Annotated in this window: 15 protein-coding genes; 10 read left to right on the top strand and 5 right to left on the bottom strand. The window is 69.2% G+C overall.

Features of this window, described 5'->3' with window-relative positions; translation table 11 throughout:
• Positions 1 to 33: 33 nt before the first annotated feature.
• From tsaB to tsaD, 3 genes are read left to right on the top strand one after another with little or no spacing between them, the layout of a single operon-like run.
• Positions 34 to 735, top strand: a complete 702-nt coding sequence (gene tsaB, locus NAM01S_RS14050) for a tRNA (adenosine(37)-N6)-threonylcarbamoyltransferase complex dimerization subunit type 1 TsaB (RefSeq protein WP_067784933.1) — start codon at positions 34 to 36, stop codon at positions 733 to 735.
• Positions 735 to 1,253: a ribosomal protein S18-alanine N-acetyltransferase gene (gene rimI, locus NAM01S_RS14045; RefSeq protein ID WP_067784931.1), complete on the top strand. Its 519-nt coding sequence runs from the start codon at positions 735 to 737 to the stop codon at positions 1,251 to 1,253. Before tsaB ends, rimI begins: the two co-directional genes overlap by 1 nt.
• Positions 1,250 to 2,293 carry a tRNA (adenosine(37)-N6)-threonylcarbamoyltransferase complex transferase subunit TsaD gene (gene tsaD, locus NAM01S_RS14040; RefSeq protein ID WP_067784929.1) on the top strand — a complete coding sequence of 348 codons (1,044 nt, stop codon included), beginning with the start codon at positions 1,250 to 1,252 and terminating at the stop codon, positions 2,291 to 2,293. The genes rimI and tsaD overlap by 4 nt, the downstream gene beginning before the upstream one ends.
• A gap of 403 nt (positions 2,294 to 2,696) precedes the next feature.
• On the opposite strand, the gene NAM01S_RS14035 is transcribed toward tsaD, so the two are convergent.
• Positions 2,697 to 4,355: a DUF7159 family protein gene (locus tag NAM01S_RS14035; protein WP_067785139.1), complete on the bottom strand. Its 1,659-nt coding sequence runs from the start codon at positions 4,353 to 4,355 to the stop codon at positions 2,697 to 2,699.
• A gap of 713 nt (positions 4,356 to 5,068) precedes the next feature.
• Here NAM01S_RS14035 and groES point away from each other — a divergent pair.
• Both groES and groL read left to right on the top strand, forming a co-directional pair.
• A complete protein-coding gene (gene groES, locus NAM01S_RS14030; RefSeq protein WP_067784927.1) occupies positions 5,069 to 5,371 on the top strand; it encodes a co-chaperone GroES in 303 nt (100 codons plus the stop codon).
• A 182-nt stretch (positions 5,372 to 5,553) separates the two neighbouring features.
• Complete coding sequence (groL, locus tag NAM01S_RS14025) at positions 5,554 to 7,164, top strand: chaperonin GroEL (RefSeq protein ID WP_067784925.1); 1,611 nt, start codon at positions 5,554 to 5,556, stop codon at positions 7,162 to 7,164.
• Positions 7,165 to 7,390: 226 nt separating this feature from the next.
• Here the strand turns inward: groL and NAM01S_RS14020 are convergent, their stop codons facing one another.
• The 3 genes from NAM01S_RS14020 to NAM01S_RS14010 form a co-directional block, all read right to left on the bottom strand.
• A complete protein-coding gene (locus NAM01S_RS14020; protein ID WP_067784923.1) occupies positions 7,391 to 7,642 on the bottom strand; it encodes an RskA family anti-sigma factor in 252 nt (83 codons plus the stop codon).
• 1 nt (position 7,643) lies between these two features.
• A complete protein-coding gene (locus NAM01S_RS14015) occupies positions 7,644 to 8,219 on the bottom strand; it encodes a sigma-70 family RNA polymerase sigma factor (protein WP_067784921.1) in 576 nt (191 codons plus the stop codon).
• A gap of 463 nt (positions 8,220 to 8,682) precedes the next feature.
• A complete protein-coding gene (locus NAM01S_RS14010; protein ID WP_067784918.1) occupies positions 8,683 to 8,976 on the bottom strand; it encodes a WhiB family transcriptional regulator in 294 nt (97 codons plus the stop codon).
• A 669-nt stretch (positions 8,977 to 9,645) separates the two neighbouring features.
• Between NAM01S_RS14010 and NAM01S_RS14005 the strand changes: the two genes are divergently transcribed.
• From NAM01S_RS14005 to NAM01S_RS13995, 3 genes are all read left to right on the top strand, one after another.
• Positions 9,646 to 10,458 carry a hypothetical protein gene (locus NAM01S_RS14005; RefSeq protein WP_067784915.1) on the top strand — a complete coding sequence of 271 codons (813 nt, stop codon included), beginning with the start codon at positions 9,646 to 9,648 and terminating at the stop codon, positions 10,456 to 10,458.
• A gap of 145 nt (positions 10,459 to 10,603) precedes the next feature.
• Positions 10,604 to 11,182: a sigma-70 family RNA polymerase sigma factor gene (locus tag NAM01S_RS14000; protein ID WP_067784912.1), complete on the top strand. Its 579-nt coding sequence runs from the start codon at positions 10,604 to 10,606 to the stop codon at positions 11,180 to 11,182.
• A gap of 91 nt (positions 11,183 to 11,273) precedes the next feature.
• Positions 11,274 to 12,275 (top strand): anti-sigma-D factor RsdA, encoded by a 1,002-nt coding sequence (locus tag NAM01S_RS13995; protein ID WP_253798683.1) that lies wholly within the window; start codon positions 11,274 to 11,276, stop codon positions 12,273 to 12,275.
• 209 nt (positions 12,276 to 12,484) lie between these two features.
• Here NAM01S_RS13995 and NAM01S_RS13990 read toward each other — a convergent pair whose 3' ends face one another.
• Positions 12,485 to 12,898 carry a DUF5319 domain-containing protein gene (locus NAM01S_RS13990; RefSeq protein WP_011207424.1) on the bottom strand — a complete coding sequence of 138 codons (414 nt, stop codon included), beginning with the start codon at positions 12,896 to 12,898 and terminating at the stop codon, positions 12,485 to 12,487.
• 280 nt (positions 12,899 to 13,178) lie between these two features.
• On the opposite strand from NAM01S_RS13990, the gene guaB reads away from it, so the two are divergent.
• Positions 13,179 to 14,723: an IMP dehydrogenase gene (gene guaB / locus NAM01S_RS13985; protein ID WP_179830981.1), complete on the top strand. Its 1,545-nt coding sequence runs from the start codon at positions 13,179 to 13,181 to the stop codon at positions 14,721 to 14,723.
• Positions 14,724 to 15,166: 443 nt separating this feature from the next.
• Complete coding sequence (locus tag NAM01S_RS13980; protein ID WP_067784903.1) at positions 15,167 to 16,327, top strand: GuaB3 family IMP dehydrogenase-related protein; 1,161 nt, start codon at positions 15,167 to 15,169, stop codon at positions 16,325 to 16,327.
• Positions 16,328 to 16,369 lie beyond the last annotated feature (42 nt).

The raw sequence follows: 16,369 nt of genomic DNA, 5'->3' as shown, positions 1-16,369 counted from the left end.
GGCGAGGTACCACCCGGTATCGTTGGGCCAATCATGCTTGTACTAGCTGTCGACACCGCGACACCCGCCGTTACAGCGGGATTGGTGGAACTGGAGCAGGCCGCGTCCGATGCGGTCACCGCGGCCGAGCTGCGCACCGTCGCCTCGCGGGTCCGGGTCGATGCCCGCGCCCACGCCGAGGTGCTGACCCCGCAGATCCTCGAATGCCTCTCCGAGGCAGGCCGTTCCAGGACCGATATCGCCGCGGTCGTCGCCGGTATCGGACCCGGACCGTTCACCGGCTTACGGGTCGGCATGGCGACCGCGGCCGCCTTCGGTGACGCGCTCGGCATCCCGGTGTACGGCGTGTGCAGTCTGGACGCGATCGCCTCGGACGCGTTCGCCCAGGGCGACTTCGCTGCCGACGGCGAGCTGCTCGTGGTGACCGACGCGCGCAGGCGCGAGGTGTACTGGGCCCGCTACCGCGCCGGCGTCCGGGTCGCGGGACCGGATGTGGTCAAGCCCGTCGCGCTCGACCACGGCTGTGCAGCGGCGATCGCGGGCTCCGCCTCGCACGTCGATCTGTTCGACCTGCCGGTGCTTCCGGTGGAGACGCCCTCACCCGCGGGCCTGGTGCGCGTCGCCGCCGCCGAACTGCTCGCGCGCGCCGTGCCGGTGCCGCTGGTGCCGCTCTACCTGCGCAGGCCGGACGCGGTCGAGAACGCGTACCGCACCCTCGATCGGACGGGAGCGTGATGGTGGACGACGACGTACGCGCCCACACCTTCCACATCGAGCCGATGAACGCGGACGACATCGAGCGCTGTGTCGAACTCGAGCAGCTGCTGTTCCCGGAGGACGATCCGTGGCACGCGGTCGCCTTCCGCTCGGAACTGGCCGGGTCGCACAACCGCTACATCACCGCCCGCGCCGAGGACGGCCGGATGGTCGGCTACGCGGGCGTGGCGCTGCTCGGTGATGCCGAACACCCCGAGGCCGAAGTGCACACCATCGGCGTCGACCCGAACTATCACCGGGCCGGCATCGGCACGCTGCTGCTGGAGGCGCTGCTCGCGGAGGCGGGCAAGCGCGGCGGACCGGTCTTCCTCGAGGTGCGCACCGACAACGCGCCGGCCATCGCGCTCTACGCCAAGCACGGCTTCCACATCATCGGCCTGCGCAAGAACTACTACCACCCCAGCGGCGCCGACGCCTACACCATGCGCAGGCCGGAACTGACCGCGCTCCCGCTTCCCGACGAGGTGTTGTCGTGATCGTCATGGGCATCGAGTCCTCCTGCGACGAAACGGGAGTCGGCATCGTCCGCCGCCACCCCGACGGCAGCTGTGAGCTGCTCGCCGACGAGGTCGCCTCCAGCGTCGACCAGCACGCGCGTTTCGGCGGCGTGGTGCCGGAGATCGCCTCCCGCGCGCACCTCGAGGCGATCGTGCCCGCCATGCGCCGGGCGCTTTCCGCGGCGGGTATCGCCAAGCCCGACGCGATCGCGGTCACCATCGGACCCGGGCTGGCCGGCGCGCTGCTGGTCGGTGTCGCGGCCGCGAAAGCCTATGCGGCGGCCTGGGATGTGCCGTTCTACGCGCTGAATCACCTCGGCGGTCATGTCGCGGTGGACACACTGGAGCACGGGCCGATGCCGCCTTGCGTCGCGCTGCTGGTGTCCGGCGGACACACCCACCTGCTGCACGTCACCGACCTGGCCGAGCCGATCGTCGAACTCGGCAGCACGGTCGACGACGCGGCGGGAGAGGCCTTCGACAAGGTGGCCCGCCTGCTCGGTCTCGGCTTCCCCGGTGGGCCCGCGTTGGACGCGGCCGCGGCGAGCGGCGACCCGAAGGCGATCGCGTTCCCGCGCGGCATGACCGGGCCGCGCGACCCGCGCTACGACTTCTCCTTCTCCGGCCTCAAGACCGCTGTCGCCCGCCACGTGGAGTCCGCGCAGCGCGCCGGCGTCGCGACCGAGGACTTGCCGATTCCCGATGTCGCCGCGTCCTTCCAGGAGGCGGTCGCCGACGTGCTGACCATGAAGGCCATTCGCGCGGCCGAGGACGTCGGTGTCGGCACCCTGGTGCTCGGCGGCGGCGCCACCGCCAACTCGCGAATCCGCTCGCTGGCCGAAGAGCGCTGCGCCGCGGCGGGTCTGACGCTGCGGGTGCCGAAACCGCGGCTGTGCACCGACAACGGTGTGATGATCGCCGCACTCGGCGCGCACGTCATCGCGGGTGGGGCGAAACCCTCGCCGCTCACGGTCGCCACCGACCCGGGCCTGCCGGTCTCGGTAAGCCAGATCGCCTGAGGGCGGTCGCGCCCGCCTCGGTCGCGTCATCCACGCCCGCGCCGAGGTCGGCGCCCGCCCGAGCACCCGCGCCGAGTGCGCCGTCGCCTTCCGACCGAGCCGCTGCGAGCGCTGTGCCTGCGCGTTCGCTCGAATCGCTTGTCTGGGCGTCCATTCGGTCGGAAGCGAGCCGCGCTGACCAGCTGTGCGCGCCTGCCGAGCGGTGTACCCGCGGACCGGTTCGAATCGTTTGCCCTGGACATCCATTCGCGCCAGGACAATTCGTTCGGTGGGTTCGGTCCGTCGGCAGTGAGTCGCTCGGCTCGGAATCAGCTGCCTGTCAGCGCGAGTCGGTCCTATGGCCGATGTGAATCGCTCGGCCCCAGTCCTTGCCGGAGCGATTCATTCTGATGTCCTACCCGGATCAGTCGTGCGGAGCGAACTTGAGCTCGAGGAGCGGTAGTGCGTGCACCGTGCCCTGCCGCGCGGAGCCGGAATTGGAGCGGGGCATCGGATACGGGATACGGGTCTGGGCGGGCGTCTGGGGCGGGGCGCTCGCCGGAGGCGGTGGGAAGGGGATTCGGGTCTGCGCGGGTGACTGCGGCGGGGCACCAGCGGGCGGCGGCGGGCTGGTCGACGGCCCGTATTCCTCGCGGTTCTGCTGCGAGGGCGCAGAGGAACCGCCGGGCGGATTCAGCAGCGGGCCCAGCAGTTCCGGGAACGGGATGGGCGGCAGGTTCGGGTCGGGGCGCAGCGTCGGCTGGACCGACGGGATCGGCGCCGCCGTCGGCGTTGGCGTCGGCGACGGCGTGGACACGGCACCGGGGCGGGTCGACGACGGACCGGCGTCCTCGGTGACCGACGGCGTCACGCCGGTCGTCCGGTTGACCGTCTCGCGACCGCCGGAGGTGTCGGTTCCGACGCCGGTCTGCGGCGCCACCGTGACGGGCGCGGTGGGCACCAGGGCGCTGCTCGTCGTGCCCGCGGGCGAGACCTCCTCGTCCGAGGTCGGCGCGAAGGTCTTGAAGCCGTAGCCGATTACGAGGCCGACCACCACGATGGCTCCGGCGAGCGTGCCGACGACCTTGGTGAAGGTGCCCGCTGGCGCGTCGCCGCCGAGCGCGGCCACCGGGAAGCCGGAAGGCTGTGCGGCATCGGCCACCAGCGCGGCGCCCTTGGCGATCACCGCCTCCGGATCGTCGACGGTGAGCACCGGCACATCCAGCTCGCGTTCGAGGGTCTGCAGGACCGCGGGAATGTTGGCGCCGCCGCCGATCACCGCCACCGCCTGCGGTTCCTTCGGCGCTCGCGCGAACACCGCCGCGGTGAACAGGGCGATGTCGCGCAGCAGATCTCCGATCAGCTCCTCGAAATCGGCCCTTGTGAGCTTGAGCGGGCGGCCGGCGACGTGGTCGATGGTGACGGCGGGCGCCACCGAAAGATGTTCCTTCGCGGCGCGTCCGCGGTTGGTCAGCATGCCGCGGTTCGGCCTGGTGCCGCGCCGGGCGTAGTGCACGTCGAGCAGGTGGTGGTAGATCAGGTCGTCGATCGCGTTGCCGCTGATCGCGTGAATGCGTTCGGAGCGAAGGATGTTGCCGTCGGCCTGGTCGGCGACGGTGACGCTCAGACCGGTCGCGCCGAGGTCGACGATGGCCACCGTCTCGTAGCGGTCCACCAGACCGGTGTGGCGCAGGAAGGTCAGCGCGGCGGTGCCTTCCGGCACCAGCTTCAGCTCGCGCTGTTTGCCGGTGGCCGAACGGATTACCTGCTCTTGTTCCTTGCCGCGGTAGGCGACGGCGACGCTGGTCGGCGGTTTGCCCGCCGCCGCTTCCATACCCGTCGCGCCGGCGAGGCGGACGCCGACCGGCTGCGTGGGCCACGCGATGTCGTGCGGCACTTGCTGAGTCGGCAACTGGGTGGTCATCAGGTCGATCGAGGACGCGACGAGATCACCGAGATCGGAATGGGCCGCGTCGGCGGAAACGACTCGGTAGTCGAAACTTTGGGCGCCGTTCGACGCCGTGGCGACCAGCGCCGAGCACACGACCTCGTTCCCGGCGGAGATGCCGAGGGACGTTCGCATGTTCACCTCCCTTCGAGCGGATGGTCATCGTGTCGCCGACCATCTCGAATGGACTTCCGCACCGTCGCCTTGTCGGCGAGCGATCCGGACTCGGGATCCGGCCGGACCGCCGTCCGGGTGGGTCGCGGGAACCGGCCTTGGATCACGTGTGGACTTGCCCTCTGGGTGAAGCTTTGTGGCGCAACGGAATCTGTGACGATGTGCAACCGGTGCAGCTGTGCTACCTGTGACGCAGTACTACCTGTGACGATGTGCTGGTTCTTTCGTGACGCTCGATGCCTCCCGCGGACGCCGGTTCGTGATGAACATGGCGGACCGAGGAACGACCGTCGCTAATACTGTCACAATCCGTTATCCGAACGTTACAGATTTCGCGAACCAATGGAAAGCCCCGAGGCCCTGGGGCGGCGAACCTTGGTCGGCGGAAGCCGGAACGGCCGGGCGTGTCGGAGGACATCGACGCGGATTGGCACCGCCCGCCCTTGAGCGCTGGCACTCTCATGTATAGAGTGCTAGTGGCACTGGTGAACACGATCGGCCGGGCAACCGTCCACGCTACGCGTTCGCCGGATGTCAGCAGTTGTGACTACTGAGCAGGGGTCCCGGCACCCGCGACGACGGGGCTATGCGCAGGGTCAGCACCGTGACCGAACCGATGGTCCGGGACAACAGTTCCGGACGACCGTAAATCCCCTGAAAGTGGAGGGCTCAACGTGGCGAGCGTGAACATCAAGCCGCTCGAGGACAAGATCCTCGTCCAGGCCAACGAGGCCGAGACGACGACGGCCTCCGGCCTGGTCATCCCGGACACGGCGAAGGAGAAGCCGCAGGAAGGCACCGTCGTCGCCGTCGGCCCCGGCCGCTGGGACGACGAGGGCGAGAAGCGCATCCCGCTGGATGTCCAGGAGGGCGACGTCGTCATCTACAGCAAGTACGGCGGCACGGAGATCAAGTACCAGGGCGAGGAGTACCTGATCCTGTCCGCGCGCGACGTGCTGGCTGTCGTCAGCAAGTGACCGCGCTCGGCGTGGTCCGGACCGGACCGCGCTTCCCGGCCACGCCCGGGATCGAGTCGTAACGACGTTGCCCCGGTACCCCTCCCAGCGGGGCCGGGGCAACGTCGTTTCAGCCCACCGGGCGGCATCCGCACGGCCCACCGGACCGAGCCCGTCGCCCAGGCATCCAAGGAAAAGGACTTATGGCAAAGCAGATCGAGTTCGACGAGAAGGCTCGCCGGGCTCTGGAACGCGGCGTCGACAAGCTCGCCGACGCGGTGAAGGTCACCCTCGGTCCGCGCGGTCGCCACGTGGTGCTCGCGAAGGCCTTCGGTGGCCCGACCGTCACCAACGACGGCGTCACCATCGCGCGCGACATCGACCTCGAGGATCCGTTCGAGAACCTGGGCGCGCAGCTGGTCAAGAGCGTCGCGACCAAGACCAACGACGTGGCGGGCGACGGCACGACCACCGCCACCGTGCTGGCCCAGGCGCTGGTGCGCGGCGGCCTGAAGAACGTCGCGGCGGGCGCCAACCCGATCGCCGTCGGCGCGGGCATCGCCAAGGCCGCCGACGCCGTCTCCGAGGCGCTGCTCGCCGCGGCGACCCCGGTCTCCGGCGAGAAGGCCATCGCGCAGGTCGCCACCGTGTCCTCGCGCGACGAGCAGCTCGGCGAGATGGTCGGCAAGGCGCTCACCACCGTCGGCAAGGACGGCGTGGTCACCGTCGAGGAGTCCTCGACGATGGAGACCGAGCTCGTCGTCACCGAGGGCGTGCAGTTCGACAAGGGCTACCTCTCGCCCTACTTCGTCACCGACACCGACATCCAGCAGGCCGTCCTCGAGGACGCGCTGGTGCTGCTGCACCGCGAGAAGATCAGCTCGCTGCCGGACTTCCTTCCGCTGCTGGAGAAGATCGCGGAGAGCGGCAAGGCCGTGCTGATCATCGCCGAGGACGTCGAGGGCGAGGCGCTGTCCACCCTGGTGGTCAACTCCATCCGCAAGACCCTCAAGGCCGTCGCGGTGAAGGCGCCGTTCTTCGGTGACCGTCGCAAGGCGTTCCTGGACGACCTGGCCGTGGTCACCGCGGGCACCGTCATCAACCCGGACCTGGGCGTCACCCTGCGCGAGGCGGGCCTCGAGCTGCTCGGCAAGGCCCGGCGCGTGGTCGTCACCAAGGACGACACCACGATCATCGACGGCGCGGGCACCGCGGAGGACATCGCGGCCCGCAGCGCGCAGCTGCGCCGCGAGATCGAGGCCACCGACTCCGACTGGGACCGCGAGAAGCTCGAGGAGCGCCTTGCCAAGCTGGCGGGCGGCGTCGCGGTGATCAAGGTCGGCGCGGCCACCGAGACCGCGCTCAAGGAGCGCAAGTACCGCGTCGAGGACGCGGTGAGCGCGGCCAAGGCCGCGGTCGAGGAGGGCATCGTGCCCGGCGGCGGCACCGCGCTGGTTCAGGCGGGCGCCAAGCTCGTCGAGCTGCGCGACTCGCTGTCCGGCGACGAGGCCATCGGTGTCGAGGTGGTGCGCAAGGCGCTGCAGGCGCCGCTGTACTGGATCGCCACCAACGCGGGCCTTGACGGCGCCGTGGTGGTCAGCAAGGTCGCCGAGGGCAAGGAGGGCTTCAACGCCGCCACCCTCACCTACGGTGATCTGCTCACCGACGGTGTCGTCGACCCGGTGAAGGTGACCCGTTCCGCGGTCGTCAACGCGGCGTCGGTCGCGCGCATGGTGCTCACCACCGAGAGCGCCGTGGTCGACAAGCCCGCCGAGGAGGCGCACGACCACGGTCACCACGGTCACGCCCACTGACGCGACGAGCGTGCGAAAGGCCCCCGGGTGCATCCGCATTCGGGGGCCTTTGGGTATTCGAGGGCTTTGGCGAGTGATCAGGTCGGCGGAGATCGGCGAGGGCTCAACGGCGCCGCTGCCTCGAGGTGAGGAGCGCGGCGCGGGAGCGCGCGAGGTCGCCGAAGCGGAAACCGGGCCGCGCGTCGACGCGCGCCGGACGCGGCGAGCCGCGGCGGGTAATCGTCGCTCAGGAGGCGACCGGGGGTTGCTCGGCGGCGATGGCCGCGAGCAACCGAGCCCGGAGCGCGGCGGGCGGCGCGGTGGCCGTCACCGCCGCGAGCGCGGTCAAAGCGTCCTTGGCCTGTTGCACCTCTACGAGGAACTCGGCGCGTAGCACCGGGTCCTCGCCGTCGAGCAATTCCTGAACCGCGTGATGGTCTTCGTCGTCGATCGATCCGAGCGCGACGGTGTGCGCGAGATCGATCTGGGCTTCGTTCATCTCACGTCACCCCCAAACTTTTCTTCAGTCGTGTCAATCCATCCCGAATCCGGGACTTAACGGTCGGTAACCCTACGCCGAGGTAGGTTGCCACCTCCGCATAGGTCCGGCCGCCGTAGTAGGCCAGCGAGATGGCTTCTCGCTGGGTTTCCGTGAGGCCGGTGAGTCCTTCGAGGACCGCCTGTTGTTCGAGCCTGCGCTCGACCTCTTCGGTCACCTCGTCGAACTCGTTGCCGAGAACCCTTATCCCGTAGGCGACTTCCCGTTGGGTATGGGCTTGCTCGGCGCGGACCCGGTCGACCGCGCGCCGATGGGCGAGCGTCATCAACCACGTCACCGCCGACCCCTTCGCGGGGTCGAAGCTGGCTGCGGTACGCCAGAGCTGGAGATACACCTCTTGCGTGGTCTCCTCCGCGTACCCCGGATCGTGCAGCACCCGGAGCACCAGACCGAACACGCGCGCGCACGTCCGGTCGTACAGTTCGGCGAAAGCTTCCTGATCGGACTGGCCGCAACGGTGCAGGAGAGCGGCTAGTTCGATGCTTTCGGCTGCGCGTGCCGACACCGCAGAATCCACACTCGGTGGGAAGGCTTCTCTTCGGAACGAGTCGCCCTCTGCGGCTGGCGGCCGCGTTGTCACAACGCTCCATTCTGTGTCATCGGTCACTACCGTAGCGTGCCGCTATCGCCTCCTTCCAGTGGGGTGCCAGCAAACCGCAAGCAGCTCAGCTACTTTGCGGTGAACTCCCAAACGCCGGGCGAATTCAGATGTGACACGCCAACAGCTACCGCTCGCCACCGGGCCGACAACCGTGCGGCTTCTGCTCGCCGCGACCGCGGGATACAGCGGTGGTGACCGCCTGATGCCGCGCGTCAGCGTCGGTTCCGAACTGCGACAGCGGTGTGCCGACACGGTTCGGCCGGTGATCGTGCATCTGGTGTTTCAGTGGCCGGTTATTTGCTAGGCATTCGGCGCGCCGCGCGATGCGGATGGGTCGCGGATTCGCGTTTTCGGCACCCGGGCGCCGGGTGGTCGCTGCTCAGACGGCCATGCGGCGGCGGTTGCGCCGCGCGTGCATCTCGCGCTCGGTCTCCGACATGCCGCCCCAGATGCCGTAGGGCTCGCTGACTTTCAGCGCGTGGCTGCGGCACTGCATGAGCACCGGGCAGGCGCGGCAGATCTCCTTGGCCCGCATCTCGCGCGCGGTGCGTGCGCGCCCGCGCTCGCCGTCGGGATGGAAGAACACGGCGGAGTCCACGCCTCGGCAGGAACCTCGCATCTGCCAGTCCCAGACGTCGGCGTTCGGTCCGGGGAGGTGGGTCGGCATGGGCATGGTGAACTCCTCGTAATGCGAGCTCGTCGGCGTTGTCGAGCAGTTTGTCTGCAACAGTTGCGGGACGCATGCGATCGGCGGCGTCCCGCGGTCGCCCTTCCGGTCGCTGCAATTTCGCGCGGCGCCGTCCGTGGCGATGAGTTACGTTAGGGGCAGCCGCGAAATTCCGTCAATAGTTCGACGCACCGGTTTTCCAAATCTCCAATGGCGAGATTTAACCTACCCGCTGTTTACTTTTAACGTGGGTTCCGGTGATACTGTTCGGTTGGCCAGTACGTGGCTGGACTGGCGCTGTCCGAGGTATGTGCCTGTTTCCGCAGGTAGACCGACTTTTTTGGGAGAGCTCACAGGTTACTGGTCCTGTGAGGGACAGATAACCGCCGTGACGGTGGCCACCGCGCGGGCCGTCCGCGAGGGTCTTCTAGATGGCGGAAACGGGGCGCAGAGGTTAATTGCGCGAAACGCGCGTGAATTTGTGGCGCGGATGATCTCGCAATGCCGACACGAGATTTACCTGATGGAAACATGGGCGTCGTACCAGAAATGCTGACAAGTTGCCAGGGGCGCGGACGCGCTTTTACTACGCGCCGTCGTCGCTCGCGCTCGGTATAGAGTTCGCCCGTGTTCGCGCCAGTTCCGACGGTGGATGTCCGATATGAAGTCCTCGCTATGGGAGCCTTCGGTGCTCGTCCGGGCCTCGCCGCTGCCGAGTTGCCGGATGCGCCGGACGCCCTGAGTTCGTGGCACCGGGCGGTGCTTCTCGGCGGGCAGGGCCGCTACGCCGCGGCCCGCGCGGAATTGGCCGCGGTGCGGCGGCGGACGACCGATCCGGTCTTGCTCTCGCTCGCCGCGAGCACCGAGGGCTCGCTGCTGCGCCAACTCGGCTGGCATGTCGCGGCTTCGGGCCCGGACGGCAGAGCCGCCGCGCTGGCGTTGCCCGGCGGCGCACGCCAACCCATCCCGCCGACCGGTTCCGCGCCGGACCGAACGGACGCGGTCTGCGATGCGCTCACCGGTTTGGCCGCCGACGCGCTCGGGGCGGGCCGCCTCGCGCTGGCGCGGCGACTGCTCGACCGGAGCCGCGCCGCCCTCGATCCGGACGGGTTGCGATGGCGGGCCTGGATCCGCTGGCACTGGGTCAGCGCCGAGACGGCGTTGGCGTCCGGTGCGGCAGGCGAGGCGCTGCCGCACGCGCGGGAAGCCTTGGCACTCGCCGAGGTCGCGCCCTCGGTGCGGCACCGCGTCAAGTCCCTCCTCCTCGTCGCCGCCGCGACGGCCGCTTCGGGTGACTTGGAACACTCCCGCGCGCTTGCCGACACGGTCGCGGCCGAGTGTCGCGAGCACGATCTGCTCCCGCTGCGCTGGGCGTGCGCGATGCTGCGTTCCGGGCTGTCCGATCCGGACGCCGCGGGCGAGGCCGAACGGTGCGCGGCCGGAATAGCCCGTCGTGGCGGGCGTTTTCGGCCACCGGGCACGCCGTAGCCGCCGACGCCGCGTCAGCGAGACAAGTGACCATGTTGCTCGGTTCCGCGCTGTCTATCGCTATTGTTAGATCCGTTCCGCCGCTTCGGCGGAAGCACAGGTCATCGGGCCAGTGCCACTTGTAACGCCAGGAATATCTCTGACGATGACGCACACGGGCGAAGAGTTGGACCTCGCCGTCGCTGCCGCAGCGCAGGGCGACAGATCCGCTTTAGCTCAGGTACTAGAGCTGATCCGCCCGCTGGTTGTCCGGTACTGCCGCGCGCGTATCGGCGCGGCGGAGCGTGGACAGCTCTCCGCGGACGACGTTGCGCAGGAGGTATGTCTGGCCGTGATGACAGCCTTGCCCAGGTATCAAGACCAGGGCAGGCCCTTCATGGCCTTCGTATACGGAATCGCTTCGCACAAGGTCGCCGACGCACACCGCAACGCCGCCCGTAACAAGGCGGAGGCGATGGCCGAAGTACCAGATGTCATATCCACCGACCAAGGACCGGAGCAGCGCGCTCTCGAATCGGAAACCAGCAGGCAGATGAACCGTTTGCTTGCGACGCTTCCCGAAAAGCATCGAGAGATCCTGATCCTGCGATTGGTCATGGGTTTGTCAGCGGAAGAAACCGCGGTCGCCGTGGGCAGTACGGCGGGCGCGATACGGGTGGCCCAACACAGGGCACTCGCGAAACTGAAGTCACAAGTGGCGAGGGCAGGTGAAATGTATGGCTAGGGATGGCGAGCGCGGTCGGGGTGACTGGAAGGCGCGACGTGGATCGCGAAACAGCGGTCCCTACGCCGGGGGGACTGGTGACACCGGACCGGTGGACATCGCAGCGGTACGCCGCGACGATGCTCTGATCGACGCCATCGCCAGCGATGGACCGGTACAGACCGACAGTGCGGAGGAGTTTCAGCTCGCCGCCCTACTCGCGGATTGGCGCGCGGAACTGATTACGCCGCCGCTACCGGGAGATCCGGATCTGGACGCGGTCGTAGCCGCGGTCAACCAGGAGATCGGCGCGCGCAAGGTTCGAGTCGGCGCAGTCAACCGAGGCCGTCTTCGGCTTGTCGGTCCGATCGCGGGTACCGCGGCCGCATTGGCACTCGTCTTCGGCGGTGTGACGGCGTTCTCCTACAGCGCCGAGCCCGGCGATCCGCTCTGGCGGGTCAAGGAGGTCGTGTTCAGCGAGCAGGCGCAGACCACCGTGGTGCAGCGCGCGGGCAACGAGCTGGACCAGGCCGAACGCGCACTGGCCCAGAACAACCCGGCGCAGGCGAAAGCACTGCTTGAGCGGGCGTCGGTGAACGTCGACCAGGTCAGCGACTCCGGCAAGAAGCAGGATCTGCAGTCCGAGTGGCAACGGCTGCTGACGCAGCTCCGCGGCATCTCTCCGGAGGCGGCGGCCGCGCTCGAGGAGGCGGTCACGTCGACTCAGCCACGGCCGAGCGGCACCACCGGTACCACTCCTCCGACGACGACGCAGCCTGCGCAGGAGACCACCAACACGAACCAGATGGTGCCGCCGGTGTCGGCGACGACGCCGCCGACCACCGTGGCCGTGGAGCCGAGCCTGCCGCCGACGCAACCCACAAGGCCGACGACGCAGCCGCCGGTCACCACCGTGCCGAACAACACGGCGCCCGTCGAGGAGCCGCCGACGCAGTCGCCGCCAACGACGCAGCTGCCGACGACGGTGGTCGTGCCGAGCGCCGATTCCGCGGAACCGCCGACTCAGCCCGCGACGCGGTCGCCGGTGGTGGAGGACGGGCCGGGCACGGTCATCGTTCCGAGCCTGCCCGGCGGCTCGATCCCGACCAACTGAGTTCGGGCGTAAGCGAGTTCACCATCGAGCGGCGGCCGACCGCATCGCTGGTAGACATCCCACCGTGATCTAGGTGTCGAACGACACCCCGGAAGAATCCCGCACACGTTCGGGCGTGTCGCGTTTGGTATCACGCGAGTATTCGCGCGTCGACCGATTGCCGACCGGCGGGTCGGCTTTCGTCGTTTTCGGGTGTGGGAACCGCGGGATCAGCTGTCGAAGCCGTCGAACCCGTCGCCGTGGAAGGCTTCGTTCATCGACGCGTCCGCGTAGCCCCGGCAGTAATCCCAGGTGACGTACGCCTCCGGCGTCGGATCGTAGGCCGGCTCGTGCGGCCGCACCGTGCCGTCGACCAGCAACTGAAGCAGGTTGGCGCGCAACATGTCCCAGTCGTGGTAATGGTCCTGTCGGCAGTCCTCGCAGCTGACGACCAGCCCGCGGATTCCGCGGTGCGCCAGTAGCGCTTCGTAGACCGCGAGGTCGGCGAGATCCTCCTCGACCGCAAGGCGCTCGTGGGGATCCAGCGGTTCGCCGGGCTCGATGGCGTCGAGCGCGGCGGACGGGTCGGAGGGGTCTCCGGCGAACGGATCCGGCGGCAAGCCAGGTGGTAGATGGTCACGCACACACCCACGGTACGCAGAACAGGGTGGTCTGCGCCAGCTATGTAGGGTGCCAGTTTCGCCGTCGCGGCGTACCCGCGGCCGTGCGGTCGGTGGACGCACTTGCTTCGGCGTCGCCATCGGGCAGTTCATCGACGAGTTTGCGGGACAGATACCATGGGTGTCAGGCGCCGGGCAGTTCTCGACACGCTGACCTCGCCGCCACCGTCCATCCCATCAGTTGTGCGCGACGCCGGTCCACCCGGCGTCTCTCGCTTTCGACGTCCAGGAGGGGTCGATCCGAATGAGTAATCCCGTACCGGGCGAACGGCTCGCGGTCCGCCCCCCTACGGGTGGCGACGACCCGAACAAGATCGCCATGCTCGGCCTCACGTTCGACGACGTGCTGCTGCTGCCCGCCGCATCGGATCTGATCCCCAGCTCGGTGGAGACCTCGAGTCAGCTCACCAGGGAGATCCGGCTGCGCACCCCGCTCGTGAGCTCGGCCATGGACACCGTCACCGAGGCGCGGATGGCCATCGCGATGGCGCGCGCGGGTGGCATGGGCGTGCTGCACCGCAATCTCTCGGCCGCCGATCAGGCCGCGCAAGTGGAGACGGTCAAGCGTTCCGAGGCGGGCATGGTGACCGATCCGGTGACCTGTCGCCCGACCGACACGCTGGCCGAGGTCGACGCGATGTGCGCCCGTTTCCGCATCTCCGGTCTTCCTGTGGTGGACGAGACCGGCGCGCTCGTCGGCATCATCACCAACCGTGACATGCGTTTCGAGGTCGACCAGAACCGTCGCGTCGCCGATGTGATGACCAAGGCCCCGCTGATCACCGCCCAGGAGGGCGTCACCGCGGAGGCCGCGCTCGGCCTTCTGCGCCGCCACAAGGTGGAGAAGCTGCCGATCGTGGACGGCAACGGCCGCCTGCGCGGTCTGATCACCGTCAAGGACTTCGTCAAGACCGACCAGTACCCGAACGCCACCAAGGACCGCGACGGCCGCCTGCTCGTCGGCGCCGCGGTGGGTGTCGGCGAAGACGCCTGGTCGCGCGCCATGACCCTGGCCGACGCCGGTGTCGACGTGCTCGTCGTCGACACCGCGCACGGCCACCAGGTGCAGGTGCTGCAGATGGTCGCCAAGGTCAAGGCCGAGGTCGGCGACCGCATCCAGGTGGTGGGCGGCAACGTCGCCACCCGTGCAGGCGCGGCCGCGCTGGTCGAGGCGGGCGCGGACGCGGTCAAGGTGGGCGTCGGGCCCGGCTCGATCTGCACCACCCGCGTGGTCGCCGGTGTCGGCGCGCCGCAGATCACCGCGATCCTCGAGGCCGTCGCCGCGTGCAAGCCGCACGGCGTTCCGGTCATCGCCGACGGTGGCATCCAGTTCTCCGGCGACATCGCCAAGGCCATCGCCGCGGGCGCGTCCACCGTGATGCTCGGCTCGCTGCTCGCGGGCACCGCCGAGTCGCCCGGTGAGCTGATCCTGGTGGGCGGCAAGCAGTTCAAGAGCTACCGCGGCATGGGCTCGCTGGGCGCCATGCAGGGCCGCGGCCAGGCCAAGTCCTTCTCCAAGGACCGCTACTTCCAGGACGACGTGCTCGCCGAGGACAAGCTGGTGCCCGAGGGCATCGAGGGCCGCGTGCCCTTCCGCGGTCCGGTCAACCAGGTGATCCACCAGCTCGTCGGCGGCCTGCGGGCGGGCATGGGCTACACCGGCGCGCAGTCCATCGCCGAGTTGCAGGAAGCGCAGTTCGTGCAGATCACCGCGGCAGGCCTGAAGGAAAGCCATCCGCACGACATCACGATGACGGTCGAGGCGCCGAACTACACCGGTCGCAGCTGACGCAGCCGGGCGCGGCCGGATCCAAAGCGTTGGTCCGGCCGCCACTGGTGACTCGTGGCCGGAGAACCTCCTGCGGCACAGGGGTCCGATAGCTGAGCGCGGCGCAGGTGGTCCGACAGCCGAGCGCGGTGCCGACTCCGATTTCGTGCGCAGCGCCGGACGCGATTGCATCCGGCCCCGGTGAACCGTGCATGATTAACCTGTTCGCGAGTCGAAGCGCCTGGACCGGGCGCACCCCTCCCGACCACCCCGAGGGCGAGTCTTACGAGCCCGTTCGCGGCCGTCTCGCTTCCGAGCGGTCGAAGCGCATGCGACGAAGTCGCGAGTCTCGACCGCTCGGAAGCGAGACATAAAGGCCGCGAACACGCGCGCGCCAGCGCGCCGAAGACACGGCCGCGAACACGCGCGCGCCAGCGCGCCAACAACCCCGAAAGGACAGACAAGTGCGCGACATGGTCGAGATCGGCATGGGCCGGACGGCCCGGCGTACCTACGAACTGGACGATGTCGACATCGTTCCCTCGCGGCGTACCCGCTCGTCGAAGCAGGTGTCGCTGGCTTGGCAGCTCGACGCCTACCGGTTCGAGATTCCGTTCCTCGCGCATCCGACCGACGCCCTGGTGTCGCCGAAGTTCGCCATCGAGCTCGGCCGTCTCGGCGGGCTCGGCGTGATCAACGGCGAGGGCCTGTGGGCCAGGCACGCCGATGTCGAGGCGAAGATCGATCAGCTGCTGGAGCTGGTCGGCAAGGGCGGCTACGAGCGCGCTGTCGCCATGTTGCAGGAGTTGCACGCCGCGCCGATGCAGCCGGATCTGCTGGCGGCCGCGGTGGCCGAGGTGCGCGCGGCGGGCGTGACCGTCGCCGTGCGGGTCAGCCCGCAGAACGCACGCACGCTGACGCCCGCCCTGTTGCAGGCGGGCATCGACCTGCTCGTCGTGCACGGCACCATCATTTCCGCCGAGCACGTCGGTGACGGCGAGCCGCTGAACATGAAGACCTTCATCGCCGAGCTGGACGTGCCCGTGGTCGCCGGCGGTGTCAGCGACCACCGCACCGCCCTGCACCTGATGCGCACCGGCGCCGCGGGCGTGATCGTCGGCTACGGCTCCTACCCGGGCGCGACCACCACCGGCGAGGTGCTCGGCATCGGGGTGCCGATGGCCACCGCCATCGCCGACGCCGCGGCCGCGCGCCGCGACTACCTGGACGAGACCGGCGGCCGCTACGTGCACGTCATCGCCGACGGCGACATCGCGACCTCCGGTCAGCTGGCCAAGGCGATCGCCTGCGGCGCCGACGCCGCCATGCTCGGGGTGCCGCTGGCGCTGGCCGCGGAGGCGCCCGGTCGCGGCTGGTACTGGCCGTCGGCCGCCGCGCACCCGTCGGTGCCGCGCGGTTCGCTGCTGCACGTGGACGATCCGTGGGACCTGGGCGGCGAGTCCACCGAGCAGGTGCGCCCGAGCCTGGAGCGTGTGCTGTTCGGACCGTCCGACGACCCGTTCGGCTCGCTGAACCTGGTCGGCGGTCTGCGCCGCTCGATGGCGAAGGCCGGGTACTCCGACCTCAAGGAGTTCCAGAAGGTCGGACTCAGCGTTCGCGCTTGACGTTTCGTTCCTCGAGCCCGCGCCCGCACCGAGGGGCGCGGG

The organism is Nocardia amikacinitolerans NBRC 108937, from assembly GCF_001612615.1.
GTDB classification, from domain to species: domain Bacteria; phylum Actinomycetota; class Actinomycetes; order Mycobacteriales; family Mycobacteriaceae; genus Nocardia; species Nocardia amikacinitolerans.
This window is presented reverse-complemented; position numbering and strand designations above follow the sequence as displayed.

Bases quoted from the DNA above. Each gene is read 5' to 3' on its own strand.
- NAM01S_RS14005 (WP_067784915.1), top strand. From the start codon at position 9,646: ATGGGAGCCTTCGGTGCTCGTCCGGGCCTCGCCGCTGCCGAGTTGCCG.
- rimI (WP_067784931.1), top strand. From the start codon at position 735: ATGGTGGACGACGACGTACGCGCCCACACCTTCCACATCGAGCCGATG.
- NAM01S_RS14035 (WP_067785139.1), bottom strand. From the start codon at position 4,355: ATGCGAACGTCCCTCGGCATCTCCGCCGGGAACGAGGTCGTGTGCTCG.
- NAM01S_RS14020 (WP_067784923.1), bottom strand. From the start codon at position 7,642: ATGAACGAAGCCCAGATCGATCTCGCGCACACCGTCGCGCTCGGATCG.
- groL (WP_067784925.1), top strand. From the start codon at position 5,554: ATGGCAAAGCAGATCGAGTTCGACGAGAAGGCTCGCCGGGCTCTGGAA.
- NAM01S_RS14000 (WP_067784912.1), top strand. From the start codon at position 10,604: ATGACGCACACGGGCGAAGAGTTGGACCTCGCCGTCGCTGCCGCAGCG.
- guaB (WP_179830981.1), top strand. From the start codon at position 13,179: ATGAGTAATCCCGTACCGGGCGAACGGCTCGCGGTCCGCCCCCCTACG.
- NAM01S_RS14010 (WP_067784918.1), bottom strand. From the start codon at position 8,976: ATGCCCATGCCGACCCACCTCCCCGGACCGAACGCCGACGTCTGGGAC.
- tsaB (WP_067784933.1), top strand. From the start codon at position 34: ATGCTTGTACTAGCTGTCGACACCGCGACACCCGCCGTTACAGCGGGA.